General features: G+C 39.0%; 35 protein-coding genes, 1 tRNA gene and 2 rRNA genes (1 of these 38 cut by a window edge). All 38 read left to right on the top strand.

Translation table 11 applies throughout. From position 1 onward, the window contains the following. Positions 1-6 precede the first annotated feature (6 nt). Positions 7-387, top strand: a complete 381-nt coding sequence (locus tag EGX70_RS07660) for a membrane protein (protein ID WP_000787700.1) — start codon at positions 7-9, stop codon at positions 385-387. Then, complete coding sequence (locus EGX70_RS07655; RefSeq protein WP_123948055.1) at positions 384-2,162, top strand: acyltransferase family protein; 1,779 nt, start codon at positions 384-386, stop codon at positions 2,160-2,162. The genes EGX70_RS07660 and EGX70_RS07655 overlap by 4 nt, the downstream gene beginning before the upstream one ends. Before the next feature lie 269 nt (positions 2,163-2,431). Further along, the gene (gene adhE, locus EGX70_RS07650) at positions 2,432-5,074 is read left to right on the top strand and encodes a bifunctional acetaldehyde-CoA/alcohol dehydrogenase (RefSeq protein WP_000137036.1); all 2,643 of its coding nucleotides are present in this window, start codon (positions 2,432-2,434) and stop codon (positions 5,072-5,074) included. Between the two features lie 178 nt (positions 5,075-5,252). Further along, a complete protein-coding gene (gene adhP / locus EGX70_RS07645) occupies positions 5,253-6,269 on the top strand; it encodes an alcohol dehydrogenase AdhP (RefSeq protein ID WP_000649193.1) in 1,017 nt (338 codons plus the stop codon). A gap of 119 nt (positions 6,270-6,388) precedes the next feature. After that, positions 6,389-7,879 carry a threonine synthase gene (gene thrC / locus EGX70_RS07640; protein ID WP_001029125.1) on the top strand — a complete coding sequence of 497 codons (1,491 nt, stop codon included), beginning with the start codon at positions 6,389-6,391 and terminating at the stop codon, positions 7,877-7,879. Between the two features lie 104 nt (positions 7,880-7,983). Beyond that, complete coding sequence (locus tag EGX70_RS07635; RefSeq protein ID WP_001270711.1) at positions 7,984-9,264, top strand: MATE family efflux transporter; 1,281 nt, start codon at positions 7,984-7,986, stop codon at positions 9,262-9,264. Between the two features lie 205 nt (positions 9,265-9,469). Continuing rightward, positions 9,470-9,778: a 30S ribosomal protein S10 gene (gene rpsJ, locus EGX70_RS07630; protein ID WP_001284518.1), complete on the top strand. Its 309-nt coding sequence runs from the start codon at positions 9,470-9,472 to the stop codon at positions 9,776-9,778. Between the two features lie 104 nt (positions 9,779-9,882). After that, on the top strand, positions 9,883-10,509 hold the full coding sequence (gene rplC / locus EGX70_RS07625) for a 50S ribosomal protein L3 (RefSeq protein WP_000160205.1): 627 nt from the start codon (positions 9,883-9,885) through the stop codon (positions 10,507-10,509). A 23-nt stretch (positions 10,510-10,532) separates the two neighbouring features. Beyond that, the gene (gene rplD / locus EGX70_RS07620) at positions 10,533-11,156 is read left to right on the top strand and encodes a 50S ribosomal protein L4 (RefSeq protein ID WP_000024418.1); all 624 of its coding nucleotides are present in this window, start codon (positions 10,533-10,535) and stop codon (positions 11,154-11,156) included. Beyond that, the gene (locus EGX70_RS07615; protein WP_001055343.1) at positions 11,156-11,452 is read left to right on the top strand and encodes a 50S ribosomal protein L23; all 297 of its coding nucleotides are present in this window, start codon (positions 11,156-11,158) and stop codon (positions 11,450-11,452) included. Before rplD ends, EGX70_RS07615 begins: the two co-directional genes overlap by 1 nt. 17 nt (positions 11,453-11,469) lie before the next feature. Continuing rightward, entirely contained in the window at positions 11,470-12,303 is an 834-nt protein-coding gene (gene rplB / locus EGX70_RS07610; RefSeq protein ID WP_000511737.1) for a 50S ribosomal protein L2, read from the top strand. Between the two features lie 98 nt (positions 12,304-12,401). Beyond that, entirely contained in the window at positions 12,402-12,680 is a 279-nt protein-coding gene (gene rpsS, locus EGX70_RS07605; RefSeq protein ID WP_000533765.1) for a 30S ribosomal protein S19, read from the top strand. A 15-nt stretch (positions 12,681-12,695) separates the two neighbouring features. After that, on the top strand, positions 12,696-13,040 hold the full coding sequence (rplV, locus tag EGX70_RS07600; RefSeq protein ID WP_000818141.1) for a 50S ribosomal protein L22: 345 nt from the start codon (positions 12,696-12,698) through the stop codon (positions 13,038-13,040). Between the two features lie 12 nt (positions 13,041-13,052). After that, entirely contained in the window at positions 13,053-13,706 is a 654-nt protein-coding gene (gene rpsC, locus EGX70_RS07595) for a 30S ribosomal protein S3 (protein WP_000529929.1), read from the top strand. Between the two features lie 3 nt (positions 13,707-13,709). Then, complete coding sequence (rplP, locus tag EGX70_RS07590) at positions 13,710-14,123, top strand: 50S ribosomal protein L16 (RefSeq protein ID WP_000960950.1); 414 nt, start codon at positions 13,710-13,712, stop codon at positions 14,121-14,123. Between the two features lie 9 nt (positions 14,124-14,132). After that, positions 14,133-14,339: a 50S ribosomal protein L29 gene (gene rpmC, locus EGX70_RS07585; RefSeq protein WP_000775731.1), complete on the top strand. Its 207-nt coding sequence runs from the start codon at positions 14,133-14,135 to the stop codon at positions 14,337-14,339. Positions 14,340-14,364: 25 nt separating this feature from the next. Beyond that, positions 14,365-14,625, top strand: a complete 261-nt coding sequence (rpsQ, locus tag EGX70_RS07580) for a 30S ribosomal protein S17 (protein ID WP_000440811.1) — start codon at positions 14,365-14,367, stop codon at positions 14,623-14,625. Positions 14,626-14,649: 24 nt separating this feature from the next. Then, positions 14,650-15,018 (top strand): 50S ribosomal protein L14, encoded by a 369-nt coding sequence (gene rplN, locus EGX70_RS07575; RefSeq protein ID WP_000615920.1) that lies wholly within the window; start codon positions 14,650-14,652, stop codon positions 15,016-15,018. 79 nt (positions 15,019-15,097) lie between these two features. Next, positions 15,098-15,403, top strand: coding sequence for a 50S ribosomal protein L24 (gene rplX, locus EGX70_RS07570; protein ID WP_000497687.1), 306 nt, complete (start codon positions 15,098-15,100; stop codon positions 15,401-15,403). A 23-nt stretch (positions 15,404-15,426) separates the two neighbouring features. Beyond that, positions 15,427-15,969: a 50S ribosomal protein L5 gene (gene rplE / locus EGX70_RS07565; protein WP_000013545.1), complete on the top strand. Its 543-nt coding sequence runs from the start codon at positions 15,427-15,429 to the stop codon at positions 15,967-15,969. Positions 15,970-15,986: 17 nt separating this feature from the next. Continuing rightward, on the top strand, positions 15,987-16,172 hold the full coding sequence (locus EGX70_RS07560; RefSeq protein WP_001085698.1) for a type Z 30S ribosomal protein S14: 186 nt from the start codon (positions 15,987-15,989) through the stop codon (positions 16,170-16,172). A 154-nt stretch (positions 16,173-16,326) separates the two neighbouring features. Beyond that, on the top strand, positions 16,327-16,725 hold the full coding sequence (rpsH, locus tag EGX70_RS07555; protein ID WP_000245508.1) for a 30S ribosomal protein S8: 399 nt from the start codon (positions 16,327-16,329) through the stop codon (positions 16,723-16,725). 109 nt (positions 16,726-16,834) lie between these two features. Continuing rightward, positions 16,835-17,371, top strand: coding sequence for a 50S ribosomal protein L6 (gene rplF / locus EGX70_RS07550; protein WP_000086621.1), 537 nt, complete (start codon positions 16,835-16,837; stop codon positions 17,369-17,371). 100 nt (positions 17,372-17,471) lie between these two features. Continuing rightward, entirely contained in the window at positions 17,472-17,828 is a 357-nt protein-coding gene (rplR, locus tag EGX70_RS07545; protein ID WP_001865622.1) for a 50S ribosomal protein L18, read from the top strand. 18 nt (positions 17,829-17,846) lie between these two features. After that, a complete protein-coding gene (rpsE, locus tag EGX70_RS07540) occupies positions 17,847-18,341 on the top strand; it encodes a 30S ribosomal protein S5 (RefSeq protein ID WP_000874199.1) in 495 nt (164 codons plus the stop codon). A 14-nt stretch (positions 18,342-18,355) separates the two neighbouring features. After that, on the top strand, positions 18,356-18,535 hold the full coding sequence (gene rpmD, locus EGX70_RS07535) for a 50S ribosomal protein L30 (RefSeq protein WP_000057245.1): 180 nt from the start codon (positions 18,356-18,358) through the stop codon (positions 18,533-18,535). A 124-nt stretch (positions 18,536-18,659) separates the two neighbouring features. Further along, complete coding sequence (rplO, locus tag EGX70_RS07530; RefSeq protein WP_000766093.1) at positions 18,660-19,100, top strand: 50S ribosomal protein L15; 441 nt, start codon at positions 18,660-18,662, stop codon at positions 19,098-19,100. Between the two features lie 20 nt (positions 19,101-19,120). Continuing rightward, positions 19,121-20,425: a preprotein translocase subunit SecY gene (gene secY / locus EGX70_RS07525; protein WP_000478891.1), complete on the top strand. Its 1,305-nt coding sequence runs from the start codon at positions 19,121-19,123 to the stop codon at positions 20,423-20,425. 94 nt (positions 20,426-20,519) lie between these two features. After that, positions 20,520-21,158, top strand: a complete 639-nt coding sequence (locus tag EGX70_RS07520) for an adenylate kinase (protein ID WP_001050420.1) — start codon at positions 20,520-20,522, stop codon at positions 21,156-21,158. Positions 21,159-21,273: 115 nt separating this feature from the next. Further along, positions 21,274-21,492 carry a translation initiation factor IF-1 gene (gene infA / locus EGX70_RS07515; RefSeq protein ID WP_001040189.1) on the top strand — a complete coding sequence of 73 codons (219 nt, stop codon included), beginning with the start codon at positions 21,274-21,276 and terminating at the stop codon, positions 21,490-21,492. Between the two features lie 25 nt (positions 21,493-21,517). Next, positions 21,518-21,634 carry a 50S ribosomal protein L36 gene (rpmJ, locus tag EGX70_RS07510; RefSeq protein WP_000868345.1) on the top strand — a complete coding sequence of 39 codons (117 nt, stop codon included), beginning with the start codon at positions 21,518-21,520 and terminating at the stop codon, positions 21,632-21,634. 17 nt (positions 21,635-21,651) lie between these two features. Further along, entirely contained in the window at positions 21,652-22,017 is a 366-nt protein-coding gene (rpsM, locus tag EGX70_RS07505; protein WP_000090785.1) for a 30S ribosomal protein S13, read from the top strand. Positions 22,018-22,034: 17 nt separating this feature from the next. Next, positions 22,035-22,418 (top strand): 30S ribosomal protein S11, encoded by a 384-nt coding sequence (gene rpsK / locus EGX70_RS07500; RefSeq protein ID WP_001118387.1) that lies wholly within the window; start codon positions 22,035-22,037, stop codon positions 22,416-22,418. A 49-nt stretch (positions 22,419-22,467) separates the two neighbouring features. Continuing rightward, complete coding sequence (locus EGX70_RS07495; protein ID WP_000568977.1) at positions 22,468-23,406, top strand: DNA-directed RNA polymerase subunit alpha; 939 nt, start codon at positions 22,468-22,470, stop codon at positions 23,404-23,406. A gap of 14 nt (positions 23,407-23,420) precedes the next feature. After that, entirely contained in the window at positions 23,421-23,807 is a 387-nt protein-coding gene (rplQ, locus tag EGX70_RS07490) for a 50S ribosomal protein L17 (protein WP_123948053.1), read from the top strand. A 587-nt stretch (positions 23,808-24,394) separates the two neighbouring features. Continuing rightward, a 16S ribosomal RNA gene (locus EGX70_RS07485) occupies positions 24,395-25,942 on the top strand. 54 nt (positions 25,943-25,996) lie between these two features. After that, positions 25,997-26,069 (top strand) — tRNA-Ala (locus EGX70_RS07480). A gap of 154 nt (positions 26,070-26,223) precedes the next feature. Then, positions 26,224-26,862: ribosomal RNA gene (locus EGX70_RS07475) — 23S ribosomal RNA — on the top strand (it continues 2,259 nt past the right edge of the window). The 16S and 23S rRNA genes sit together here with 1 tRNA gene alongside, the layout of an rRNA operon.

The following is a 26,862-nucleotide window of genomic DNA, read 5'->3' as shown; positions in this document are numbered from 1 at the left end:
GTAGAAATGAAGAATTTTAAAATAACACGAACTCATCTAGAAATATTATCTTTGATAATTATTGTTGTTTTTGGTTTATCAGTATTTACCTTAACGACTTCTAGTCAAGGAGTCTTTAGCTATGATGGCGGCAAGATAAAATATGTGGGCTCTATTGTTAATCACCATATGACTGGTAAAGGTAAATTAACCTATGAGAATGGGGATTACTATAAGGGCGATTTTGTAAATGGAGTCTTTGAAGGGAAAGGAACATTTGTTTCAGTTCATGGCTGGTCTTATACAGGTGACTTTAAAAAAGGTCAACCTGATGGACAAGGTCGCCTCAATGCTAAAAATAAGAAAGTCTATAAGGGGACATTTAAACAGGGGATTTATCAAAAATGAGAATAAAATGGTTTTCTTTGGTACGTATAACAGGACTACTACTTGTTTTACTTTACCATTTCTTTAAGAATAGTTTTCCAGGAGGATTTGTTGGCGTTGACATCTTCTTTACATTTTCTGGTTTTCTGATTACGGCCTTATTGATTGATGAATTTTCTAAAACGAAAAAAATTGATTTTGTTAGTTTTTGTCGTAGACGTTTTTACCGTATTTTCCCACCATTAGTATTGATGGTTTTGGTGACAATACCTTTTGTATTTCTGGTTAAAAGCGATTTTAGAGCAAGTATTGGCTCTCAAATTATGACTGCTTTAGGTTTTACCAGCAACTTTTACGAAATCTTGACTGGTGGTAACTACGAAAGTCAATTTATCCCTCACTTATTTGTGCATACCTGGAGTCTTTCTATTGAAGTCCATTTTTATGTTTTATGGGGCTTAACGGTATGGCTCTTATCGAAAAGATCAAAAGATCAAAAGCAATTGAGGGGGACTTTGTTCCTTATTTCCATGGGAATTTTTGGAGTCAGCTTCCTTACCATGTTTGTTAGAGCCTTTTTCGTTGATAATTTTTCAACGATATATTTCTCTACATTATCACATATATTTCCGTTCTTTTTAGGAGCGATGGTGGCTACAATATCTGGTATTCGAGAGATTACCGGACGATTCAAGAAAAATATCAAAAATCTGACTTTGAAGCATAATTTAATCATGATGGGTAGTGCTTTTGCTGGTCTAATGATTTTAACTTTTGCACTTGATTTTGATAATCGGCTAACATATCTTTTGGGTTTTGTATTGTCTAGCATTTTTGCTAGTGTAATGATTTACAATGCACGTATTTTACACGAGCATACACCAGATATTTCAGAACCTTTTGTGATTACTTATCTTGCTGATATCAGTTACGGTATGTACCTTTTTCATTGGCCATTTTATATTATTTTTAGTCGTTTATCCCCAAACTGGATAGCTGTTATTTTGACAGTAGTATTATCAGCAGTCTTCTCAACATTATCATTTTATATCATTGAACCTTTTATTTTAGGTAGAAAACCTAAATTCCTTGATTATGAATTTGACTTGTTGCCTTACAAAAAGTGGTTATTTAGTATCGGAGGGGTACTAACTCTTATTACTGTAGTGACAATGTTGACAGCTCCAAGTATAGGTAGTTTTGAGACAGAATTATTGCAGAATTCGTTACAACAAGCTAGAACAAATACTAACCGAACACATACACTAGCCGCAGGGGATGCAGGTGCTCTTAGTGATGTGACAGTAATCGGAGATTCAGTTGCCTTAAGGTCAAGTGCTGCTTTTAATAAATTGTTACCAGAAGTACAATTAGATGCTGCGGTGAGTCGTAATTTTAGTAAATCATTTGATATTTTTGAAAACCGTATTCAAAATAAAGCCTTGTCCAAAATTGTTGTTTTGGCAGTTGGTGTGAATTCATTAGATAACTACAAGACAGACTTGAGCCAATTTATTAAATCTTTGCCTAAGGGACACCGTTTGATTATAGTAACACCTTATAATGCTAAAAATATGAGTCAAGTTACGACAGTGCGTGATTATGAACTCTCGCTAATGAAAAAATATAATTACATAACGGTTGCTGACTGGTATAAGGTTGCGACAGAACATCCAGAAATCTGGGGAAATACAGATGGTGTGCATTATAGTGATAGCGATACTACAGGGGCTGATTTATATGTTAGTAACGTCAAAAAAGCTATTCAAAAATCAGCTCAACGAGCTGCAAAATAAACAAGTCCGAGTCATGTACTCGGCTTTTTTTGTGAAAACGAATAATAGATATCTCCGTTTATGGTGATAAAAATGAAATCGATAGGCTTTAATCTGAAAATTAGTAATGAAAAAACAAATATAATTAAAGCGCTTTCAAGAAATATTTCCGAAAGATTGAAAAAAAGTTCACAAAAAAGTTGTGAAACTATTTACAAAGTTTTTAAATATGCTATAATAATCTCGTAAACAAATTTGTGAAACATTTAACAAATCAAAAGGAGTCTCAAATGACTGAAAAAACTAAAGCAGTAGAAACTACAGATGTTGCTCTTGCAATTGATACATTGGTTCAAAATGGTTTAAAAGCACTTGATGAGATGCGTCAACTTAATCAAGAACAAGTTGATTATATTGTAGCTAAAGCTTCTGTTGCAGCCTTGGATGCCCATGGAGAACTTGCTCTTCATGCAGTAGAAGAAACTGGTCGTGGTGTCTTTGAAGATAAAGCGACAAAAAATTTATTTGCATGTGAACACGTCGTTAACAACATGCGTCATACAAAGACAGTGGGAGTTATTGAAGAAGACGATGTCACAGGCTTGACATTAATTGCTGAACCAGTGGGAGTTGTCTGTGGTATCACGCCAACAACCAACCCAACTTCAACTGCTATTTTCAAGTCATTAATCTCTCTTAAAACACGTAATCCAATTATTTTTGCCTTCCACCCATCAGCACAAGAATCATCAGCACATGCAGCACGTATTGTTCGTGATGCTGCTATTGCTGCTGGAGCTCCTGAAAATTGTGTCCAATGGATTGAACAACCATCAATTGATGCAACTAATGCTTTGATGAACCATGATGGTATTGCCACTATCCTTGCGACAGGTGGTAATGCGATGGTTAAAGCTGCCTACTCATGTGGGAAACCTGCCCTTGGTGTAGGTGCTGGGAATGTTCCAGCTTATGTTGAAAAATCAGCTAATATCCGACAAGCCGCTCACGATATTGTTATGTCTAAATCATTTGATAACGGTATGGTATGTGCATCAGAACAGGCTGTTATTATTGATAAAGAAATTTATAAAGAATTTGTTGAAGAATTTAAATCTTATCATACCTATTTCGTTAATAAGAAAGAAAAAGCTCTTCTTGAAGAATTCTGTTTTGGTGCAAAAGCAAATAGCAAAAACTGTGCTGGTGCAAAATTAAATCCAAATATTGTTGGAAAATCAGCAGTTTGGATTGCTGAACAAGCTGGATTTACTGTTCCAGAAGGAACAAATATTCTTGCCGCAGAATGTACTGAAGTTAGTGAAAAAGAACCTTTGACACGTGAAAAACTATCACCTGTTATTGCAGTATTGAAAGCTGAATCTACAGAAGATGGTGTTGAAAAAGCTCGTCAAATGGTTGAGTTTAATGGTCTAGGGCACTCAGCTGCTATTCATACAAAAGATGCAGACTTAGCTCGTGAATTTGGAACTAGAATTCGTGCTATCCGTGTTATTTGGAATTCTCCTTCTACTTTTGGTGGTATTGGGGATGTTTACAATGCTTTCTTGCCATCATTGACTCTTGGTTGTGGTTCGTATGGACGTAACTCAGTTGGTGATAACGTTAGTGCTATAAATCTCTTGAATATCAAAAAAGTAGGAAGACGTAGAAATAATATGCAATGGTTTAAAGTCCCTTCAAAAACATACTTCGAACGTGATTCTATTCAATATTTGCAAAAATGTCGCGATGTTGAACGTGTCATGATTGTTACAGATCACGCCATGGTTGAGCTTGGTTTCTTGGATCGTATCATTGAACAACTTGATCTTCGTCGCAATAAAGTTGTTTATCAGATTTTTGCTGAAGTAGAACCAGATCCAGACATTACAACAGTAATGAAAGGAACAGATTTGATGCGTACCTTCAAACCAGACACTATTATTGCATTAGGTGGTGGTTCTCCTATGGATGCTGCGAAAGTTATGTGGCTCTTCTATGAACAACCAGAAGTTGATTTCCATGACCTCGTTCAAAAATTCATGGATATCCGTAAACGTGCGTTCAAATTCCCAGAACTTGGTAAGAAAACAAAATTTGTTGCTATTCCAACAACTTCTGGAACAGGTTCTGAAGTGACACCATTTGCCGTTATCTCTGACAAAGCAAATAATCGTAAATATCCAATCGCTGATTATTCATTAACACCAACTGTAGCTATCGTTGATCCGGCCCTTGTTATGACTGTTCCTGGTTTTATTGCGGCTGATACGGGTATGGATGTATTGACACATGCAACAGAGGCTTATGTTTCACAGATGGCAAATGATTATACAGACGGACTTGCTCTTCAAGCAATTAAAATTGTGTTTGACTACTTAGAACGCTCAGTAAAAGATGCTGATTTTGAAGCACGTGAAAAGATGCACAATGCGTCAACTATGGCAGGTATGGCTTTCGCCAATGCATTCTTAGGTATTTCTCACTCAATGGCGCATAAAATTGGCGCACAATTCCATACCGTACACGGACGTACAAATGCAATTCTTTTGCCGTATGTTATCCGCTATAATGGAACTCGTCCAGCTAAAACAGCAACATGGCCTAAGTACAATTACTATCGTGCTGACGAAAAGTATCAAGATATCGCTAAATTACTCGGCTTACCAGCAGCAACACCAGAAGAAGCTGTCGAATCATATGCAAAAGCTGTGTATGACCTTGGAACACGTTTAGGTATTAAGATGAATTTCCGCGACCAAGGCATTGATGAAAAAGAATGGAAAGAAAAATCTCGTGAACTAGCTTTCTTAGCATATGAAGATCAATGTTCACCAGCAAATCCACGCCTTCCGATGGTAGATCACATGCAAGAAATCATCGAAGATGCTTATTATGGTTATGAGGAACGTCCAGGACGTCGTAAGTAACAGCAGTCGAAGAATCTCACTCTATTGAGTGGGATTTTTAGTTTCAAAAAGATTAACCGGTTAAGAATATTTTCAAAAAATTTTCTGAAAATCACTTGACATAGTTTGTGAAGAATAATACAATATAAAATGTAAACGATTACAAAATAAGATATATTTATTTCTAGGAGGTTTTATCATGAAAGCGGTTGTTGTTAATCAAGCTAGTACAGGTGTTGAAGTTGTTGAGCATGATCTTCCAAAAGTTGGTCATGGTGAAGCACTTGTAAAAGTAGAATACTGTGGTGTATGCCATACTGATTTACACGTTGCACATGGAGATTTCGGCCAGGTACCAGGACGCATTTTGGGTCACGAAGGCATTGGTATAGTAGAAGAAATTGGAGAAGGCGTAACGTCTTTGAGGGTTGGTGATCGTGTCTCTATTGCATGGTTCTTTGAAGGGTGCGGTCATTGCGAATACTGTACTACAGGACGTGAGACACTTTGTCGTAGTGTTAAAAATGCTGGATACAGTGTTGATGGTGGTATGAGTGAATACGCTATTGTTACCGCGGACTATGCGGTTAAGGTTCCTGAGGGATTAGACCCAGCTCAAGCATCATCAATCACTTGTGCTGGAGTAACAACATACAAGGCTATCAAAGAAGCTGGAGCTGCTCCTGGTCAGTGGATTGCAGTGTATGGTGCAGGTGGTCTTGGAAACTTAGCAGTCCAATATGCAAAAAAAGTATTCAATGCTCATGTTGTAGCTGTTGATATTAACGCAGATAAACTTCAATTAGCTAAAGAGGTTGGAGCAGATTTGACAGTTAATGGCAAAGAAATAAAAGATGTTGCGGCATATATTCAAGAAAAGACAGGCGGTTGTCATGGAGTGGTTGTGACTGCTGTTTCTAAAGTTGCGTTTAATCAGGCGATTGACAGCGTTCGTGCTGGAGGTACAGTGGTAGCTGTCGGTCTTCCATCAGAATATATGGAATTGAGTATTGTAAAAACAGTACTTGATGGGATTCGTGTGGTTGGTTCCTTAGTTGGAACTCGTAAAGACTTAGAAGAAGCCTTCGCATTTGGAGCAGAAGGCTTGGTAGTACCGGTGGTTGAAAAAGTGCCTGTGGATACAGCTCCTCAAGTATTCGATGAAATGGAAAGAGGATTGATTCAAGGACGTAAAGTTCTTGACTTTACAAAGTGATAATGATGTTACGAACCCCCTTTATTTTAATAAAGGGGGTTAATTATATAACGAACAATGGACATGTTATTAAATTGTGTTACAATAACTAAAAGATATTTATATAAAGAGGGATTCTTATGGCAATAGTATATCAATCAACACGTGATGCTAGTAATAAAGTGACAGCTAGTCAAGCGATTCTAAAGGGATTAGCTGACGATGGAGGACTCTTTACCCCCATCACATTTCCAAAAGTTGATTTAGATTTCACTAAACTTAAGGATGCTTCCTACCAAGAAGTGGCTAAACTCGTTTTGTCAGCTTTTTTTGATGATTTTACTGAACAAGAATTGGATTACTGTATTAGTCAAGCTTATGATACTAAATTTGATACAAGTGAAATAGCCCCGATAGTAAAGATTGGAGACCGGTATCACCTTGAATTATTTCACGGTCCTACAATTGCATTTAAAGATATGGCTTTATCCATTCTTCCTTATTTGCTAACAACAGCAGCCAAAAAACAAGGGGTTGATAATAAAATCGTTATTTTAACAGCAACATCAGGTGACACTGGCAAGGCAGCGATGGCAGGTTTTGCAGATGTTCCAGGAACTGAGATTATTGTCTTTTATCCTAAAAATGGTGTTAGTTATATCCAAGAATTGCAGATGATAACACAAGCCGGACAAAATACTCATGTTGTTGCGATTGAAGGAAATTTTGATGATGCACAGACTTCAGTTAAAGAAATGTTCAATAATTCCCTTCTTCGATTAAAATTATCACAGCAGCATATGCAGTTATCATCAGCCAATTCAATGAACATCGGTCGCCTTGTTCCTCAAATTGTTTACTATATATATGCATATGCTCAATTAGTTAAGTCAAAGGAAATCTCAATTGGTCAACCAATTAATTTTAGTGTACCTACAGGAAATTTTGGTAATATTTTAGCAGCATATTATGCTAGTCAAATTGGATTACCTGTTACCAAACTCATTTGTGCCTCAAATGATAATAACGTTCTAACAGATTTTTTTAAGACACAAACCTACGATAAAAATCGAGAATTTAAAGTGACATCAAGTCCCTCTATGGATATTTTGGTCTCCTCTAATCTAGAACGATTAATCTTTCACCTTTTAGGCGATGATGCAGAAACGACTAAAAAATTAATGGAAGATTTAGTGACTACTGGGGAGTATGCCTTAGAGGCTAGGCAAGCAAATATTTTAGAGAGCTTTGTAGCGGGATTTGCGACAGAACAATTTGTTGAATTAGACATCAAACATTTATTTGACCAGTATCAGTATATAGAGGATCCGCATACAGCTGTAGCATCAGCTGTTTATCAAGCTTATCAGACAGAAACTAAAGATCAAACTCCAGCAGTAATTGTGTCAACAGCAAGTCCTTATAAGTTCCCGTGTGTTGTTACAAAGGCTATTACAAATAAAGAAGAGATACAGGATTTCGCTGCTATTTCAATCTTAAACGATTTGTCAGGTGTTTCTTTACCTAAGGCGGTTACAGATCTACAAAAGGCCGAAGTAATCCATAGAACGGTAGTACCTACCTCAAATATGCGAGAAACGGTTGAAGAGTGTCTAGGTTTGAAACAATAATAAAAATACGATTGTTTTAAAATATTTAGAGCGAGAAAGAAACATTTTAGAAATTTTCCCATCACTCTCTTTTTAATGATCCTGGGTAATAGAAAGGAGATACTGTGCGTTATAGTAAAGAGATTATTCAGTTAGCTATACCAGCTATGATTGAAAATATCTTACAAATGCTCATGGGAGTAGTTGATAATTATCTAGTGGCTCAGTTAGGTGTTGTAGCAGTATCAGGTGTTTCAGTTGCTAATAATATAATTACTATTTATCAAGCTATTTTTATAGCTTTAGGGGCGAGTATAGCAAGTCTATTGGCCAAGTCGTTAGCAGGTAGTAAGAAGGATGATGCAATTTCAGTATGTTCTCAAGCCATTTTTCTAACATTACTGATAGGGGCAGTATTAGGAATTATCTCGATTGTTTTTGGACAAACTTTCTTTAAACTTTTAGGGACAACAAAAAGTGTCGCACAAGTTGGTGGTTTATATTTAGCAATTGTGGGTGGAGGTGTTGTTACTTTAGGAATGTTAACCACCCTAGGCTCATTTTTACGTGTGCAAGGGCAACCTCGTTTACCAATGTATGTCAGTATTTTTGTCAATTTCCTCAATGCAGTCTTATCAGGTTTTGCTATTTTTGAGTGGCGCTATGGTTTGGTCGGAGTGGCAGTATCAACTCTTATCGCAAGATTAATTGGTATTTGTATCCTTGCGAAGTATCTTCCTATTAAAAAGATAATAAAAAGAATGACTTGGAAAATCAGTGCACAAATTTGGAATCTTGCCTTACCATCAGCAGGAGAACGTCTGATGATGCGAGCTGGAGATGTTGTTATAGTTGCTATTGTTGTTCAGTTAGGTACAAATGTTGTAGCGGGAAATGCTATTGGAGAAACCTTGACACAATTTAATTATATGCCAGGACTTGGCATCGCAACTGCTACAATTATCCTAACTGCAAAATATGTAGGACAAAAAAACAGAGAATCTATAGAAGAAACTATTCAAAGTTCGTATTATATTGGCTTAGTTCTAATGATCCTTATATCAAGTTTTATGCTTCTTGCAGGCAAACCATTGACACAGTTATTTACAAATAATCCTTCTGCCATTAAAGGAAGTTTGATTGTTATTTTGCTATCTTTCGTAGGAGTACCTGCTACTATTGGGACCTTGGTTTATACAGCAGCTTGGCAAGGATTAGGAAATGCTAAACTCCCATTTTACACAACGACTATAGGCATGTGGTTAATCAGAGTAGTTCTTGGTTATTTATTAGGAATAGTTTTTGAATTAGGTTTGCTTGGGGTTTGGATGGCTACGATAGCAGACAATATCTTTAGGTGGCTGTTTTTGAAAGTTCACTATCATCGATATATTCAAAAAATGTAACCAGAAATGGTTGCATTTTTTTCGAAAATAATAAAATAATGCTTGCGTGTGCTGTTTTTTTTTGATATCATATACTGGTGCTGTGTATGAACAGCTTTAGCTATGATGCAAGAGGTTGCGACACGCTAGGTTGCATTGCCACGCGACTCGTGTTGGTTTTCTTGAGGAGCTAGCCTATTATCGTAAATAGACGAGAGGAGAAAAGATGGCAAACAAAAAAATCCGTATCCGTTTGAAAGCGTACGAACACCGTACACTTGATACAGCGGCAGAAAAAATCGTTGAAACTGCAACACGTACAGGTGCTACAGTTGCTGGACCAGTTCCGCTTCCAACTGAACGCAGTCTTTACACAATTATTCGTGCGACTCACAAATATAAAGATTCTCGCGAACAGTTTGAAATGCGTACACACAAACGTTTGGTAGACATCATCAACCCAACACAAAAAACTGTTGATGCTTTGATGAAACTTGATCTTCCAAGTGGTGTCAACGTAGAAATCAAACTTTAATTTGATTTCTGAGCACAAAAAACGCTCGTAAAAAACTTTTTTGAGCACAAAAAACGCTCATAAAAACCTTTTTGAAATAAAATAAGAAAAGGAAATATTTTCTCATGACAAAAGGAATCTTAGGGAAAAAAGTGGGAATGACTCAAATCTTCACTGAATCAGGCGAATTCATCCCTGTTACTGTCATTGAAGCAACTCCAAACGTTGTGCTTCAAGTTAAAACTGTTGAAACAGACGGTTACGAAGCAGTTCAGGTTGGTTTTGATGACAAACGTGAAGTATTGAGTAACAAACCTGCCAAAGGCCATGTTGCAAAAGCAAACACAGCTCCTAAGCGCTTCATTCGTGAATTCAAAAACATTGAAGGCTTAGAAGTTGGTGCAGAATTATCTGTAGAACAATTTGAAGCTGGTGATGTTGTTGACGTCACAGGGACATCAAAAGGTAAAGGTTTCCAAGGTGTTATCAAACGCCATGGTCAATCACGTGGTCCTATGGCTCACGGTTCTCGTTACCATCGTCGTCCAGGTTCTATGGGACCTGTTGCGCCTAACCGCGTTTTCAAAAACAAACGCTTGGCAGGACGTATGGGTGGTAACCGTGTAACAGTTCAAAACCTTGAAATTGTACAAGTTATCCCAGAGAAAAACGTTGTCCTCATCAAAGGTAACGTACCAGGTGCTAAGAAATCTCTTATCACTATCAAATCAGCAGTTAAAGCTGCTAAATAATAAGAAAGGAGAAAACAGTTAAAATGGCAAACGTTAAACTATTTGACCAAACTGGTAAAGAAGTTAGCTCAGTTGAGCTTAACGAAGCTATCTTCGGTATTGAACCAAACGAATCAGTTGTTTTTGATGTTGTAATCAGCCAACGCGCTAGCCTTCGCCAAGGAACTCACGCGGTTAAAAACCGTTCAGCAGTATCTGGTGGTGGACGTAAACCATGGCGTCAAAAAGGAACTGGACGCGCTCGTCAAGGTTCTATCCGCTCACCACAATGGCGTGGTGGTGGTGTTGTCTTTGGACCAACTCCACGTTCATACGGCTACAAACTTCCACAAAAAGTTCGTCGCCTTGCGTTGAAATCAGTTTATTCAGCAAAAGTTGCTGAAGATAAATTTGTAGCTGTAGAAAACCTTTCATTTGCAGCTCCAAAAACTGCTGAATTTGCGTCAGTTCTTTCAGCACTTAGCATTGATTCAAAAGTACTTGTAATCCTTGAAGAAGGTAACGAATTTGCTGCACTTTCAGCGCGTAACCTTCCAAACGTTACAGTTGCTACTGCAACTACTGCAAGTGTTCTTGATATCGTTAACGCAGACAAACTTCTTGTTACTAAAGAAGCAATCTCTACAATCGAGGGGGTTCTTGCATAATGAATTTGTATGACGTAATCAAAAAACCTGTTATCACTGAGAAATCAATGGTTGCTCTTGAAGCAGGGAAATATACATTTGAAGTTGACACACGTGCACACAAACTTTTGATCAAACAAGCTGTTGAAGCTGCATTTGACGGAGTAAAAGTTGCAAGTGTAAACACTGTGACAGTTAAACCCAAAGCAAAACGTGTTGGTCGTTACACAGGTTTCACTTCAAAAACTAAAAAAGCTATTATCACTCTTACAGCTGATTCAAAAGCAATCGAGTTGTTTGCTGCTGAAGCTGAATAATCTAAGGAGGAAATAACGTGGGTATTAAAGTTTATAAACCAACGACAAATGGCCGTCGTAATATGACTTCTTTGGATTTTGCAGAAATCACTACAAACACTCCTGAGAAATCATTGCTTGTTTCACTAAAGAATAAAGCAGGACGTAACAACAACGGACGTATTACTGTTCGTCACCAAGGTGGTGGACACAAACGTCATTACCGTTTGATTGACTTCAAACGTAATAAAGATGGTGTTGAAGCAGTTGTTAAAACAATTGAATACGATCCAAATCGTACTGCAAATATTGCTCTTGTACACTATACTGATGGTGTTAAAGCTTACATCCTTGCGCCTAAAGGCCTTGAAGTAGGTCAACGCATTATTTCTGGTCCAGAAGCAGACATCAAAGTTGGTAACGCACTTCCGCTTGCTAACATTCCAGTCGGTACAGTTATCCATAATATTGAATTGCAACCAGGTAAAGGTGCTGAATTGATTCGTGCCGCTGGTGCTTCTGCTCAAGTACTTGGTCAAGAAGGTAAATATGTTCTTGTTCGCCTTCAATCAGGTGAAGTACGTATGATCCTTGGTACTTGCCGTGCAACAATTGGTACTGTTGGTAATGAACAGCAATCACTTGTTAACATTGGTAAAGCAGGACGTAATCGTTGGAAAGGTGTTCGCCCTACAGTTCGTGGTTCTGTAATGAACCCTAACGATCACCCACACGGTGGTGGTGAAGGTAAAGCACCAGTTGGTCGTAAAGCACCATCTACTCCATGGGGTAAACCTGCGCTTGGACTTAAAACTCGTAATAAGAAAGCTAAATCAGACAAACTTATTGTTCGTCGTCGTAACCAAAAATAATAGGTTAATAGCATAATCTTATACAAATCCGCCAGCTCGGTAGTACACTATAGTGTACAGGCCGTTGTGGTACATTATTTAAAGGAGAAAACTACAAAATGGGACGTAGTCTTAAAAAAGGACCTTTCGTCGACGAGCATTTAATGAAAAAAGTTGAAGCTCAAGCAAATGACGAAAAGAAAAAAGTAATCAAAACTTGGTCACGTCGTTCAACGATTTTCCCAAGTTTCATCGGATACACAATCGCAGTTTATGATGGACGTAAACATGTTCCTGTTTATATCCAAGAGGACATGGTAGGTCACAAACTTGGTGAATTTGCACCAACACGTACTTACAAAGGTCACGCAGCTGACGACAAGAAAACACGTCGTTAATAGGAGGAGGACACAATGGCAGAAATTACTTCAGCTAAAGCAATGGCTCGTACAGTGCGTGTTTCACCTCGTAAAACACGTTTAGTACTTGATCTTATCCGTGGTAAGAATGTTGCTGACGCAATCGCAATCTTAAAATTCACTCCAAACAAAGCAGCTCGTGTTATTGAGAAAACTCTTAACTCAGCAATTGCAAATGCAGAAAACAACTTTGGTTTGGAAAAAGCAAACTTGGTAGTATCTGAAACATTCGCTAACGAAGGACCAACAATGAAACGTTTCCGTCCACGTGCGAAAGGTTCAGCTTCACCAATCAACAAACGTACAACTCACGTAACTGTAGTTGTATCAGAAAAATAAGGAGGTAAAATCGTGGGTCAAAAAGTACATCCAATTGGTATGCGTGTCGGAATCATCCGTGACTGGGATGCGAAATGGTATGCTGAAAAAGAATACGCGGATTACCTTCATGAAGATCTTGCAATCCGTAAATTCATTAATAAAGAATTAGCTGACGCATCAGTTTCAACTATTGAAATTGAACGTGCAGTAAACAAAGTTATTGTTTCACTTCACACTGCTAAACCAGGTATGGTTATCGGTAAAGGTGGAGCAAACGTTGACGCTCTTCGTGGTCAACTTAACAAATTAACTGGAAAACAAGTACACATCAACATCATTGAAATCAAACAACCTGATTTAGATGCTCACCTTGTTGGTGAAAATATTGCTCGTCAATTAGAGCAACGTGTTGCTTTCCGTCGTGCTCAAAAACAAGCAATCCAACGTACAATGCGTGCAGGAGCTAAAGGTATTAAAACTCAAGTTTCTGGTCGTTTGAACGGTGCTGATATCGCTCGTGCTGAAGGTTATTCAGAAGGAACTGTTCCGCTTCACACGCTTCGTGCTGATATCGACTATGCTTGGGAAGAAGCTGACACAACTTATGGTAAACTTGGCGTTAAAGTTTGGATTTACCGTGGAGAAGTTCTTCCAGCTCGTAAAAACACTAAAGGAGGCAAATAACAAATGTTAGTACCTAAACGTGTTAAACACCGTCGCGAATTCCGTGGAAAAATGCGCGGTGAGGCTAAAGGTGGTAAAGAAGTTTCATTCGGTGAATACGGACTTCAAGCTACAACTAGCCACTGGATTACAAACCGTCAAATCGAAGCTGCCCGTATTGCGATGACTCGTTACATGAAACGTGGTGGTAAAGTTTGGATTAAAATCTTCCCACACAAATCATACACTGCAAAAGCTATCGGTGTACGTATGGGTTCTGGTAAAGGGGCACCTGAAGGTTGGGTAGCACCAGTTAAACGTGGTAAAGTGATGTTTGAAATTGCTGGTGTTTCTGAAGAAGTTGCACGTGAAGCATTACGTCTTGCTAGCCACAAATTACCAGTTAAATGCAAATTCGTAAAACGTGAAGCAGAATAAGGAGAAGACATGAAACTTCAAGAAATTAAAGATTTTGTTAAAGAGCTTCGTGGATTGTCTCAAGAAGAACTTGCTAAGAAAGAAAACGAACTCAAAAAAGAATTGTTTGATCTTCGTTTCCAAGCTGCAGCAGGTCAACTTGAAAAGACTGCTCGCCTTGACGAAGTTAAGAAACAAATTGCACGTGTTAAAACTGTGCAATCAGAAATGAAATAATAGATTGGGAAAGGAGAAATTCTAAATGGAACGTAATCAACGTAAAACTCTTTACGGACGCGTAGTGTCTGACAAGATGGACAAAACAATCACAGTTGTAGTTGAAACTAAACGTAACCACCCAGTCTATGGTAAACGTATCAACTATTCTAAAAAATATAAAGCACATGATGAAAACAACGTTGCTAAAGAAGGCGATATCGTTCGTATCATGGAAACTCGCCCACTTTCAGCTACAAAACGTTTCCGTCTTGTGGAAGTAGTGGAAAAAGCTGTTATTATCTAATCAAACTAAAAGGAGAAAATTGAAATGATTCAACAAGAAACTCGCTTGAAAGTTGCTGATAATAGCGGTGCTCGTGAGATCTTGACTATCAAAGTACTTGGTGGTTCAGGACGTAAATTCGCTAACATCGGTGACGTAATCGTTGCTTCTGTAAAACAAGCTACTCCTGGTGGAGCAGTTAAAAAAGGTGATGTGGTTAAAGCTGTTATCGTTCGTACAAAAACTGGTGCACGCCGCCCAGACGGTTCATACATCAAATTTGACGACAATGCTGCTGTAATCATCCGTGACGATAAAACTCCTCGCGGAACTCGTATCTTTGGCCCAGTTGCACGTGAATTGCGTGAAGGTGGCTACATGAAGATCGTTTCATTGGCACCAGAAGTACTTTAATCTCAGATTAACAAACGTAGTCCCCTAGGATTTCCTAGGGTGCCTTTCGAGGCGTAAGAAAAATAGGAGAAAAACTCAAATGTTTGTAAAAAAAGGCGACAAAGTTCGCGTTATTGCTGGTAAGGACAAAGGCACTGAAGCTGTAGTTCTTAAAGCTCTTCCAAAAGTAAACAAAGTTGTTGTTGAAGGCGTAGCCCTCATCAAGAAACATCAAAAACCAAATAACGAAAACCCTCAAGGCGCTATCGTTGAAAAAGAAGCTCCAATCCATGTGTCAAACGTTCAAGTTCTTGATAAAAATGGTGTAGCAGGACGTGTTGGTTACAAAGTTGTTGACGGCAAAAAAGTTCGTTACAACAAAAAATCAGGCGAAGTGCTTGATTAATCACGAAGGAAAGGAGAAGCATAATGGCAAATCGCTTAAAAGAAAAATATACTAATGAAGTTGTTCCTGCGTTGACAGAAAAATTTAACTATTCATCTGTTATGGCTGTGCCAAAAGTTGAGAAAATCGTTCTTAACATGGGTGTTGGTGATGCTGTATCAAACGCTAAAAATCTTGAGAAAGCTGCTGCTGAGTTAGCACTTATTTCAGGTCAAAAACCACTTATTACTAAAGCTAAGAAATCAATCGCTGGCTTCCGTCTTCGTGAAGGTGTAGCGATCGGTGCAAAAGTTACCCTGCGCGGTGAACGTATGTACGAATTCTTGGATAAATTAGTTTCTGTTTCACTTCCACGTGTACGTGACTTCCATGGTGTTCCAACGAAATCATTTGATGGACGTGGAAACTACACTCTTGGAGTTAAAGAACAATTGATCTTCCCAGAAATCAACTTTGATGACGTTGATAAAGTACGTGGTCTTGATATCGTTATCGTTACTACTGCTAACACTGATGAAGAGTCACGTGAATTGCTAAAAGGCCTTGGAATGCCTTTTGCAAAGTAATCTAGGAGGTAAATAAATTGGCTAAAAAATCTATGATTGCTAAGAACAAACGCCCAGCGAAGTTCTCTACGCAAGCTTACACTCGTTGTGAAAAATGCGGACGTCCACACTCAGTTTACCGCAAATTCCAACTTTGCCGTGTTTGCTTCCGTGACTTGGCTTATAAAGGTCAAGTACCAGGCGTAACTAAAGCATCTTGGTAATAAATTAATGATGCTTTGTGTTTAAAAGGTGTCGTTGATAATGGCACTGATTTTTAAACGCAAATATACTAAGACCTAGTCTTACAACGTCCGTAAGGACTCATTAATTAGCAAGTGATTCAATTCAAACTGCTAATAAGAGGAGAATTAAAAAATGGTTATGACTGACCCAATTGCAGACTTTTTAACTCGTATTCGTAATGCTAACCAAGTAAAACATGAAGTGTTAGAAGTACCTGCATCAAACATTAAAAAAGGGATTGCTGATATCCTTAAACGTGAAGGTTTTGTAAAAAACGTTGAAGTTATTGAAGATGACAAACAAGGCATCATCCGTGTGTTCCTTAAATATGGACAAAATGGTGAACGTGTTATCACTAACTTGAAACGTATTTCAAAACCAGGTCTTCGTGTTTATACTAAACATGAAGATATGCCTAAAGTTCTTAACGGACTTGGTATTGCAATTGTATCAACTTCTGAAGGTCTTTTGACTGACAAAGAAGCTCGCCAAAAAAATATTGGTGGAGAAGTACTTGCATATATTTGGTAAAATTTTACCTAAAATGCTCATTGAGTCACAGTATAATCCTGTGTTCTCATGAGTCCCCGTGAAAACTAGTTGCTCAAGCAGCTTGACAATTTAACAGGAGAAAATAAACATGTCACGTATTGGTAATAAAGTAATTACATTGCCTGCAGGTGTTGAAATCATTAACAAGGATAATGTTGTTACTGTAAAAGGACCTAAAGGCCAACTCACTCGTGAGTTTAATAAAAATATTGGAATCACTGTTGAAGGGACTGAAGTAACAGTTACTCGTCCTAACGACTCAAAAGAAATGAAAACAATTCATGGTACAACTCGTGCGAACTTGAACAACATGGTTGTTGGTGTTTCTGAAGGTTTCAAAAAAGCTCTTGAAATGCGCGGTGTTGGTTACCGTGCACAACTTCAAGGATCAAAACTTGTTCTTTCTGTTGGTAAGTCTCACCAAGACGAAGTTGAAGCTCCAGAAGGTGTTACTTTTGAAGTGCCAACTCCAACAACAATCAACGTAATCGGTATCAACAAAGAAAGCGTTGGACAAACTGCTGCTTACGTTCGTAGCTTACGTTCACCAGAACCATATAAAGGTAAAGGTATTCGTTACGTTGGTGAATTCGTACGCCGTAAAGAAGGTAAAACAGGTAAATAATAGGATTGATAGATTTTGTAGAATCTTTTCTGCAAATTCTCTATCTTTTCATTTTAATATTGTCATTTTGACATAACAATATATTTAAGAGGTGAAAATTGTGATTTCGAAACCAGATAAAAATAAAATCCGCCAAAAACGCCACCGTCGCGTTCGCGGTAAACTCTCTGGAACTGCTGATCGCCCACGTTTGAACATTTTCCGTTCTAATACAGGCATCTACGCTCAAGTAATTGATGACGTAGCGGGTGTAACGCTCGCAAGTGCATCAACTCTTGATAAAGAAGTTTCTAACGGAACAAAAACAGAACAAGCCGTTGTTGTCGGTAAACTTGTTGCTGAACGCGCAGTAGCTAAAGGTATTTCTGAAGTGGTGTTTGACCGCGGTGGATATCTCTATCACGGACGTGTAAAAGCTTTGGCTGACTCAGCTCGTGAAAACGGATTGAAATTCTAATAGGGAGGACACTTAATAATGGCATTTAAAGATAATGCAGTAGAACTTGAAGAGCGCGTTGTTGCGATTAACCGCGTTACAAAAGTTGTTAAAGGTGGACGTCGTCTACGTTTTGCAGCTCTTGTAGTTGTTGGTGACCGTAATGGTCGTGTTGGTTTTGGTACAGGTAAAGCTCAAGAAGTACCAGAAGCTATTCGCAAAGCTGTTGAAGCTGCTAAGAAAAACATGGTTGAAGTTCCTATGGTCGGTACAACAATTCCTCACGAAGTTCGTTCAGAATTTGGTGGAGCGAAAGTATTGTTGAAACCAGCTGTTGAGGGTGCTGGGGTTGCCGCTGGGGGTGCTGTTCGTGCCGTCATCGAATTAGCAGGTATTGCAGATATTACATCTAAATCACTTGGTTCAAACACTCCAATCAACATTGTTCGCGCAACTGTTGAGGGCTTGAAACAATTAAAACGTGCAGAAGAAGTTGCTGCTTTACGTGGCATTTCTGTTTCTGACTTAGCATAAGAAAGGGGATTATAATGGCTCAAATTAAAATTACTTTGACTAAGTCTCCAATCGGTCGCAAACCAGAACAACGTAAAACAGTTGTTGCCCTTGGACTTGGTAAATTAAACTCTTCAGTTGTTAAGGAAGATAATGCTGCCATCCGTGGTATGGTTAACGCTATCTCTCACTTAGTAACTGTTGAAGAAGCTTAATTAAATGCTAAATCGCACTGATTGTTATTGGTGCGATTTAAACAAATCGTATAGGCGAGTCTTTGCGGGGAGTACCTTTTCCCTCGTAAAGGCGTTAGCATTTTACAAATAAGGAGAAAAAATAATGAAACTTCATGAATTAAAACCTGCAGAAGGATCACGTAAAGTCCGCAATCGTGTGGGTCGCGGTACATCTTCAGGTAATGGTAAAACTTCTGGACGTGGTCAAAAAGGACAAAAAGCGCGTAGTGGTGGTGGAGTACGCCTTGGTTTTGAAGGTGGACAAACTCCATTGTTCCGTCGTATGCCAAAACGTGGGTTCTCAAACATCAATGCAAAAGAATATGCTCTTGTGAACCTTGACCAATTAAATGTCTTTGAAGATGGTACTGAAGTAACTCCAGTTGTTCTTAAAGAAGCTGGAATCGTGCGTGCTGAAAAATCAGGCGTTAAAATTCTTGGTAATGGTGAATTAACTAAGAAATTGTCTGTTAAAGCAGCTAAATTTTCTAAATCTGCTGAAGCAGCTATCACTGCTAAAGGTGGTTCAATCGAAGTCATCTAATTAATGAGAGGTAACTCATTATGTTTTTAAAATTACTTAGAGATGCACTCAAAGTAAAGATGGTAAGAAATAAAATTTTATTTACTATCTTTATCCTTCTTGTATTTCGTATCGGAACGCATATCACAGTACCGGGCATCAATGTTAAGAGTTTAGAACAAATGGGTGAACTTCCATTTCTAAATATGCTTAACTTAGTTAGTGGTAATGCAATGAGAAACTTTTCGGTATTCTCTATGGGAGTTAGCCCTTACATTACTGCGTCTATTGTTGTTCAGTTACTTCAAATGGATATTCTTCCGAAGTTTGTTGAATGGGGAAAACAAGGAGAGGTAGGTCGTCGTAAGCTTAACCAAGCTACACGTTATATTTCTTTGTTCCTTGCATTCGTACAATCAATTGGTATTACTGCTGGTTTTAACACTCTATCAAGTGTTGCTTTAGTTAAAACTCCGAATGTACAAACATATTTGCTTATTGGTGCAATCCTTACAACAGGTAGTATGGTGGTTACTTGGCTAGGTGAACAAATTACTGATAAGGGATTCGGAAATGGAGTGTCTATGATTATCTTTGCGGGTATCATTTCTTCCATTCCAAGTGCAATTACAACTATCTACGAAGATTTCTTTGTAAATGTACGCTCTTCAGCAATTACAAATTCTTACATCTTTGTCGGGATCCTTATCGTAGCAGTATTAGCAATTGTATTTTTTACAACATTTATTCAACAAGCTGAATACAAAATTCCAATCCAATATACAAAACTTGTTCAAGGAGCTCCTACAAGTTCATATCTTCCTCTAAAAGTAAATCCAGCTGGTGTTATTCCCGTTATCTTTGCTAGCTCGATTACAACAATTCCAAGTACGATTATTCCTTTCTTTCAAAATGGCAAAGAAATTCCTTGGCTTACTAAACTCCAAGAATTACTTAATTATCAAACCCCAGTCGGTATGATTATCTATGCTATCTTGATTATTCTGTTCTCTTTCTTCTATACTTTTGTACAAGTAAACCCTGAAAAGACAGCAGAGAATCTTCAAAAAAATTCGTCCTACATTCCAAGTATTCGACCAGGACGAGAAACAGAAGAATATATGTCATCGCTATTGAAAAAATTAGCAACAATTGGTTCAGTATTTCTAGCATTTATTTCCTTGTTACCAATTATTGCTCAACAAGCGTTGCATTTGTCATCAAGTATTGCGTTAGGTGGGACAAGCTTACTCATTTTGATTGCAACGGGTATTGAAGGTATGAAACAACTCGAGGGCTATCTTTTGAAGAGACGCTATGTTGGATTCATGAATACAACAGAATAGAATATAGGTTGACTCTGTCAACCTTCTATTTTGTTTTTTAATAAGTCCGACATGCTGTGTTGGATTTATTTAAAAACAAAATAAGGAGACTATAATGAATCTTTTAATTATGGGTTTGCCTGGTGCTGGTAAAGGTACTCAAGCAGCTAAGATCGTTGAAGAATTTGGTGTTGCTCACATCTCAACAGGGGATATGTTCCGCGCCGCAATGGCTAATCAAACCGAAATGGGACGTTTAGCTAAAAGTTATATTGATAAAGGTGAATTGGTTCCTGATGAAGTAACAAACGGGATTGTAAAAGAGCGCTTAGCTGAGGATGATATCGCAGAAAAAGGTTTTTTACTTGATGGATATCCACGTACTATTGAACAAGCACACGCCTTAGATGCTACGCTTGAAGAACTAGGACTACGCTTAGATGGTGTTATTAATATTAAAGTGGATCCATCATGTCTTATAGAGCGTTTGAGTGGTCGTATTATCAATCGTAAAACTGGTGAAACTTTCCACAAAGTGTTCAACCCACCAGTAGATTATAAAGAAGAAGATTACTATCAACGTGAAGATGATAAGCCTGAAACTGTCAAACGTCGCTTGGACGTTAATATTGCTCAAGGAGAACCTATTCTTGAACACTATCGTAAGCTTGGTCTTGTTACAGATATTGAAGGTAATCAAGAAATAACAGAAGTTTTTGCAGATGTTGAAAAAGCGTTGCTAGAACTCAAATAAATTATGCTAATCTACTTGCATAAGTAGATTAGTAATGATATACTAAGTTAGTCTGACTTATAATTGTTACCTCTTTATAGAGGACATCAAATCGAAATTTAGGGGGTACTTTTGCGTGGCAAAAGAAGATGTGATTGAAATTGAAGGTAAAGTTGTTGAAACTATGCCTAACGCAATGTTTACTGTTGAGTTGGAAAATGGACACCAAATTTTGGCAACTGTATCAGGAAAAATCCGTAAAAACTACATCCGTATTTTGGTAGGTGATCGTGTTACTGTTGAAATGAGCCCATACGATTTAACACGTGGACGCATCACATACCGCTTTAAATAGTCGAAATAATTGGAGGGATTAAAACATGAAGGTAAGACCATCGGTTAAACCAATTTGCGAATACTGTAAAGTTATTCGTCGTAACGGTCGTGTTATGGTAATTTGTCCGACAAACCCAAAACACAAACAACGTCAAGGATAATATAGAAAGGAGATAAAATGGCTCGTATTGCTGGAGTTGATATTCCAAATGACAAACGTGTAGTAATTTCACTTACTTATGTATACGGAATTGGTCTTTCTACATCTAAAAAAATCTTAGCAGCTGCAGGTATTTCTGAAGATATCCGCGTTAAAGATTTGACACCAGATCAAGAGGACGCTATCCGTCGTGAAGTTGATGCAATCAAAGTTGAAGGTGACCTACGTCGTGAGGTAAACTTGAATATTAAACGTTTGATGGAAATCGGTTCATACCGTGGAATCCGTCACCGTCGTGGACTTCCTGTCCGTGGACAAAATACTAAAAATAACGCTCGCACTCGTAAAGGTAAAGCTGTTGCGATTGCAGGTAAGAAAAAATAAAATAGGAGGTAAAACAATTGGCTAAACCAACACGCAAACGTCGTGTGAAAAAGAACATCGAATCTGGTGTTGCTCATATTCACGCTACATTCAATAACACTATTGTTATGATTACAGATGTGCATGGTAACGCTCTTGCATGGTCATCAGCTGGTGCTCTTGGATTTAAAGGTTCTCGTAAATCTACTCCATTTGCTGCTCAAATGGCTGCTGAAGCTGCTGCTAAATCTGCACAAGAACACGGTCTTAAAACTGTTGAAGTTACTGTAAAAGGTCCTGGTTCAGGTCGTGAATCTGCTATCCGTGCCCTTGCTGCAGCTGGTCTTGAAGTAACTGCAATTCGTGATGTGACTCCTGTACCACATAATGGTGCTCGTCCTCCAAAACGTCGTCGTGTATAATCATAGCATTTTATAGTACACAACTTTTCGTTTAAGAGGGAGTAACTAAATGATTGAGTTTGAAAAACCAATAATAACAAAAATTGATGAAAATAAAGATTACGGCAGATTTGTCATCGAACCACTAGAACGTGGCTACGGTACAACTCTAGGAAACTCTCTTCGTCGTGTGCTTCTGTCTTCACTTCCAGGTGCAGCAGTCACATCAATCAAAATTGATGGAGTATTACACGAATTTGATACTATCCCAGGTGTACGTGAAGATGTGATGCAAATCATCCTTAATGTAAAAGGACTTGCTGTGAAATCTTACGTCGAAGACGAAAAGATTATCGAACTAGACGTTGAAGGTCCTGCAGAAATTACTGCCGGAGATATTTTAACAGATAGTGATATCGAAATTGTAAACCCTGACCATTATCTTTTCACAATTGCTGAAGGTCACAGTTTGAAAGCAACAATGACAGTTGCTAAAAACCGAGGTTATGTTCCAGCAGAAGGAAATAAAAAAGATGATGCACCAGTGGGAACATTGGCTGTAGATTCAATCTATACACCAGTGAAAAAAGTTAATTATCAAGTTGAACCTGCTCGTGTAGGTAGTAACGATGGCTTTGATAAATTAACTATTGAAATCATGACAAATGGCACAATCATTCCTGAGGATGCTCTTGGTCTTTCAGCTCGCGTCTTAATTGAACACTTAAACTTGTTTACTGATTTAACAGAGGTTGCTAAAGCAACTGAAGTAATGAAGGAAACAGAGAAAGTGAACGATGAGAAAGTGCTTGACCGGACAATTGAGGAACTTGATTTGTCAGTGCGCTCATATAACTGTTTAAAACGTGCTGGAATTAATACAGTATTTGATTTAACAGAAAAAACTGAGCCTGAAATGATGAAAGTCCGAAACTTAGGACGTAAGAGTCTTGAAGAAGTTAAAATCAAACTTGCCGATCTAGGTCTTGGATTAAAAAACGATAAATAAAATAGGAGGACATAATGGCTTACCGTAAACTAGGACGCACTAGCTCACAACGTAAGGCAATGCTTCGTGATTTGACAACCGATCTTATTATCAACGAATCAATTGTAACTACTGAAGCACGTGCTAAAGAAATCCGTAAAACAGTTGAAAAAATGATTACTCTAGGTAAACGTGGTGATTTACATGCTCGTCGTCAAGCTGCTGCTTATGTACGTAATGAAATTGCATCAGAAAACTATGATGAAGCTTCTGATAAATATACATCAACAACAGCTCTTCAAAACCTTTTTGACGACATCGCACCTCGTTATGCTGAACGTAACGGAGGATACACTCGTATTCTTAAAACAGAACCACGCCGTGGCGATGCTGCCCCAATGGCAATTATTGAATTAGTATAATTTTTATCAATTTTGTTGAGTGTTATGATGATGGAATCAATCGATTCTTAGTCTAGCTCTGGTCTACCGCTGAGAATTATTCTCAGCGGGAACACTCATCATATATTGTTAAATAGGTAACGCTTGTTTACGAAATGCAAACAATTTTGTTTATATTTCGTAAGCAGGCGTTTTATGCATTATTATATTTATTGGATATTTTCGATGAGCAAAGAATTTAATCGCTAGACTACATTTCTCAATAGTGGTTATATAATTTCTCTTAATTGAATATAGAGGAATAGTTATGTCTATACTAAATTTATAAAATACAAAAATAGTATTGACAGGAAGTAGAAATATTTAGTATAATGAATAAGTTGTCTCGAGAGAGCAGTTTCTATTAGCGCGTAGTTAACAACTTAAAAAAAGTAGTTGACAAAGCAGAATAAGTTTGCTAGAATATAGAAGTTGTCTCAAGAGAGGCAAAGACCTTTGAAAACTGAACAAGACGAACGAATGTGCAGGGTGGATTTACATTGTAAATCCGTCAATGACAAAAAAACAATAAATCTGTCAGCGAGACAGAAAAGAGCAAAGCTCAAACTTTTAATGAGAGTTTGATCCTGGCTCAGGACGAACGCTGGCGGCGTGCCTAATACATGCAAGTAGAACGCTGAGGTTTGGTGTTTACACTAGACTGATGAGTTGCGAACGGGTGAGTAACGCGTAGGTAACCTGCCTCATAGCGGGGGATAACTATTGGAAACGATAGCTAATACCGCATAAGAGTAATTAACACATGTTAGTTATTTAAAAGGAGCAATTGCTTCACTGTGAGATGGACCTGCGTTGTATTAGCTAGTTGGTGAGGTAAAGGCTCACCAAGGCGACGATACATAGCCGACCTGAGAGGGTGATCGGCCACACTGGGACTGAGACACGGCCCAGACTCCTACGGGAGGCAGCAGTAGGGAATCTTCGGCAATGGACGGAAGTCTGACCGAGCAACGCCGCGTGAGTGAAGAAGGTTTTCGGATCGTAAAGCTCTGTTGTTAGAGAAGAACGTTGGTAGGAGTGGAAAATCTATCAAGTGACGGTAACTAACCAGAAAGGGACGGCTAACTACGTGCCAGCAGCCGCGGTAATACGTAGGTCCCGAGCGTTGTCCGGATTTATTGGGCGTAAAGCGAGCGCAGGCGGTTCTTTAAGTCTGAAGTTAAAGGCAGTGGCTTAACCATTGTACGCTTTGGAAACTGGAGGACTTGAGTGCAGAAGGGGAGAGTGGAATTCCATGTGTAGCGGTGAAATGCGTAGATATATGGAGGAACACCGGTGGCGAAAGCGGCTCTCTGGTCTGTAACTGACGCTGAGGCTCGAAAGCGTGGGGAGCAAACAGGATTAGATACCCTGGTAGTCCACGCCGTAAACGATGAGTGCTAGGTGTTAGGCCCTTTCCGGGCTTAGTGCCGCAGCTAACGCATTAAGCACTCCGCCTGGGGAGTACGACCGCAAGGTTGAAACTCAAAGGAATTGACGGGGGCCCGCACAAGCGGTGGAGCATGTGGTTTAATTCGAAGCAACGCGAAGAACCTTACCAGGTCTTGACATCCTTCTGACCGGCCTAGAGATAGGCTTTCTCTTCGGAGCAGAAGTGACAGGTGGTGCATGGTTGTCGTCAGCTCGTGTCGTGAGATGTTGGGTTAAGTCCCGCAACGAGCGCAACCCCTATTGTTAGTTGCCATCATTAAGTTGGGCACTCTAGCGAGACTGCCGGTAATAAACCGGAGGAAGGTGGGGATGACGTCAAATCATCATGCCCCTTATGACCTGGGCTACACACGTGCTACAATGGTTGGTACAACGAGTCGCAAGCCGGTGACGGCAAGCTAATCTCTTAAAGCCAATCTCAGTTCGGATTGTAGGCTGCAACTCGCCTACATGAAGTCGGAATCGCTAGTAATCGCGGATCAGCACGCCGCGGTGAATACGTTCCCGGGCCTTGTACACACCGCCCGTCACACCACGAGAGTTTGTAACACCCGAAGTCGGTGAGGTAACCTTTTAGGAGCCAGCCGCCTAAGGTGGGATAGATGATTGGGGTGAAGTCGTAACAAGGTAGCCGTATCGGAAGGTGCGGCTGGATCACCTCCTTTCTAAGGATAAGGAAACCTGCCATTTGCGTCTTGTTTAGTTTTGAGAGGTCTTGTGGGGCCTTAGCTCAGCTGGGAGAGCGCCTGCTTTGCACGCAGGAGGTCAGCGGTTCGATCCCGCTAGGCTCCATTGAATCGAAAGGTTCAAATTGTTCATTGAAAATTGAATATCTATATCAAATTCCACGATCTAGAAATAGATTGTAGAAAGTAACAAGAAAATAAACCGAAAACGCTGTGAATATTTAATGAGTTTTCTAGTTTTAAAGAAACTAGGTTAATAAGGTTAAGTTAATAAGGGCGCACGGTGGATGCCTTGGCACTAGAAGCCGAAGAAGGACGTGACTAACGACGAAATGCTTTGGGGAGCTGTAAGTAAGCGCTGATCCAGAGATGTCCGAATGGGGGAACCCACTAGTTAATGACTAGTATCCATATCTGTTAAGGATATGAGAAGGAAGACGCAGTGAACTGAAACATCTAAGTAGCTGCAGGAAGAGAAAGCAAAAGCGATTGCCTTAGTAGCGGCGAGCGAAACGGCAGGAGGGCAAACCGAAGTGTTTACACTTCGGGTTGTAGGACTGCGATATAGGATTAATCATTATAGAAGAATTACCTGGGAAGGTAAGCCAAAGAGAGTAACAGCCTCGTATTTAAATGATAGATTAACCTTAGCAGTATCCTGAGTACGGCGAGACACGCGAAATCTCGTCGGAATCTGGGAGGACCATCTCCCAACCCTAAATACTCTCTAGTGACCGATAGTGAACCAGTACCGTGAGGGAAAGGTGAAAAGCACCCCGGGAGGGGAGTGAAATAGAACCTGAAACCGTGTGCCTACAACAAGTTCGAGCCCGTTAATGGGTGAGAGCGTGCCTTTTGTAGAATGAACCGGCGAGTTACGATATGATGCGAGGTTAAGT

The organism is Streptococcus sp. FDAARGOS_522 (assembly GCF_003812445.1).
Classification (GTDB): Bacteria; Bacillota; Bacilli; order Lactobacillales; family Streptococcaceae; genus Streptococcus; species Streptococcus agalactiae.
The sequence above is the reverse complement of the archived record's forward strand: the minus strand, read 5'-3'. Positions and strand labels throughout refer to the sequence as shown.

Excerpts from the sequence above, each read along its gene's own strand:
- rplN (WP_000615920.1), top strand. The coding sequence starts at position 14,650 with ATGATTCAACAAGAAACTCGCTTGAAAGTTGCTGATAATAGCGGTGCT.
- rpsJ (WP_001284518.1), top strand. The coding sequence starts at position 9,470 with ATGGCAAACAAAAAAATCCGTATCCGTTTGAAAGCGTACGAACACCGT.
- rpsQ (WP_000440811.1), top strand. The coding sequence starts at position 14,365 with ATGGAACGTAATCAACGTAAAACTCTTTACGGACGCGTAGTGTCTGAC.
- EGX70_RS07520 (WP_001050420.1), top strand. The coding sequence starts at position 20,520 with ATGAATCTTTTAATTATGGGTTTGCCTGGTGCTGGTAAAGGTACTCAA.
- adhP (WP_000649193.1), top strand. The coding sequence starts at position 5,253 with ATGAAAGCGGTTGTTGTTAATCAAGCTAGTACAGGTGTTGAAGTTGTT.
- rplO (WP_000766093.1), top strand. The coding sequence starts at position 18,660 with ATGAAACTTCATGAATTAAAACCTGCAGAAGGATCACGTAAAGTCCGC.
- EGX70_RS07660 (WP_000787700.1), top strand. The coding sequence starts at position 7 with ATGAAGAATTTTAAAATAACACGAACTCATCTAGAAATATTATCTTTG.
- EGX70_RS07655 (WP_123948055.1), top strand. The coding sequence starts at position 384 with ATGAGAATAAAATGGTTTTCTTTGGTACGTATAACAGGACTACTACTT.
- rplX (WP_000497687.1), top strand. The coding sequence starts at position 15,098 with ATGTTTGTAAAAAAAGGCGACAAAGTTCGCGTTATTGCTGGTAAGGAC.
- rpsE (WP_000874199.1), top strand. The coding sequence starts at position 17,847 with ATGGCATTTAAAGATAATGCAGTAGAACTTGAAGAGCGCGTTGTTGCG.
- secY (WP_000478891.1), top strand. The coding sequence starts at position 19,121 with ATGTTTTTAAAATTACTTAGAGATGCACTCAAAGTAAAGATGGTAAGA.
- rpmD (WP_000057245.1), top strand. The coding sequence starts at position 18,356 with ATGGCTCAAATTAAAATTACTTTGACTAAGTCTCCAATCGGTCGCAAA.
- rplF (WP_000086621.1), top strand. The coding sequence starts at position 16,835 with ATGTCACGTATTGGTAATAAAGTAATTACATTGCCTGCAGGTGTTGAA.
- adhE (WP_000137036.1), top strand. The coding sequence starts at position 2,432 with ATGACTGAAAAAACTAAAGCAGTAGAAACTACAGATGTTGCTCTTGCA.
- rplV (WP_000818141.1), top strand. The coding sequence starts at position 12,696 with ATGGCAGAAATTACTTCAGCTAAAGCAATGGCTCGTACAGTGCGTGTT.
- EGX70_RS07495 (WP_000568977.1), top strand. The coding sequence starts at position 22,468 with ATGATTGAGTTTGAAAAACCAATAATAACAAAAATTGATGAAAATAAA.
- rpmC (WP_000775731.1), top strand. The coding sequence starts at position 14,133 with ATGAAACTTCAAGAAATTAAAGATTTTGTTAAAGAGCTTCGTGGATTG.
- rplC (WP_000160205.1), top strand. The coding sequence starts at position 9,883 with ATGACAAAAGGAATCTTAGGGAAAAAAGTGGGAATGACTCAAATCTTC.
- rplD (WP_000024418.1), top strand. The coding sequence starts at position 10,533 with ATGGCAAACGTTAAACTATTTGACCAAACTGGTAAAGAAGTTAGCTCA.
- rpmJ (WP_000868345.1), top strand. The coding sequence starts at position 21,518 with ATGAAGGTAAGACCATCGGTTAAACCAATTTGCGAATACTGTAAAGTT.
- EGX70_RS07615 (WP_001055343.1), top strand. The coding sequence starts at position 11,156 with ATGAATTTGTATGACGTAATCAAAAAACCTGTTATCACTGAGAAATCA.
- rpsS (WP_000533765.1), top strand. The coding sequence starts at position 12,402 with ATGGGACGTAGTCTTAAAAAAGGACCTTTCGTCGACGAGCATTTAATG.
- rplQ (WP_123948053.1), top strand. The coding sequence starts at position 23,421 with ATGGCTTACCGTAAACTAGGACGCACTAGCTCACAACGTAAGGCAATG.
- rpsH (WP_000245508.1), top strand. The coding sequence starts at position 16,327 with ATGGTTATGACTGACCCAATTGCAGACTTTTTAACTCGTATTCGTAAT.
- thrC (WP_001029125.1), top strand. The coding sequence starts at position 6,389 with ATGGCAATAGTATATCAATCAACACGTGATGCTAGTAATAAAGTGACA.
- rplE (WP_000013545.1), top strand. The coding sequence starts at position 15,427 with ATGGCAAATCGCTTAAAAGAAAAATATACTAATGAAGTTGTTCCTGCG.
- rpsM (WP_000090785.1), top strand. The coding sequence starts at position 21,652 with ATGGCTCGTATTGCTGGAGTTGATATTCCAAATGACAAACGTGTAGTA.
- rplP (WP_000960950.1), top strand. The coding sequence starts at position 13,710 with ATGTTAGTACCTAAACGTGTTAAACACCGTCGCGAATTCCGTGGAAAA.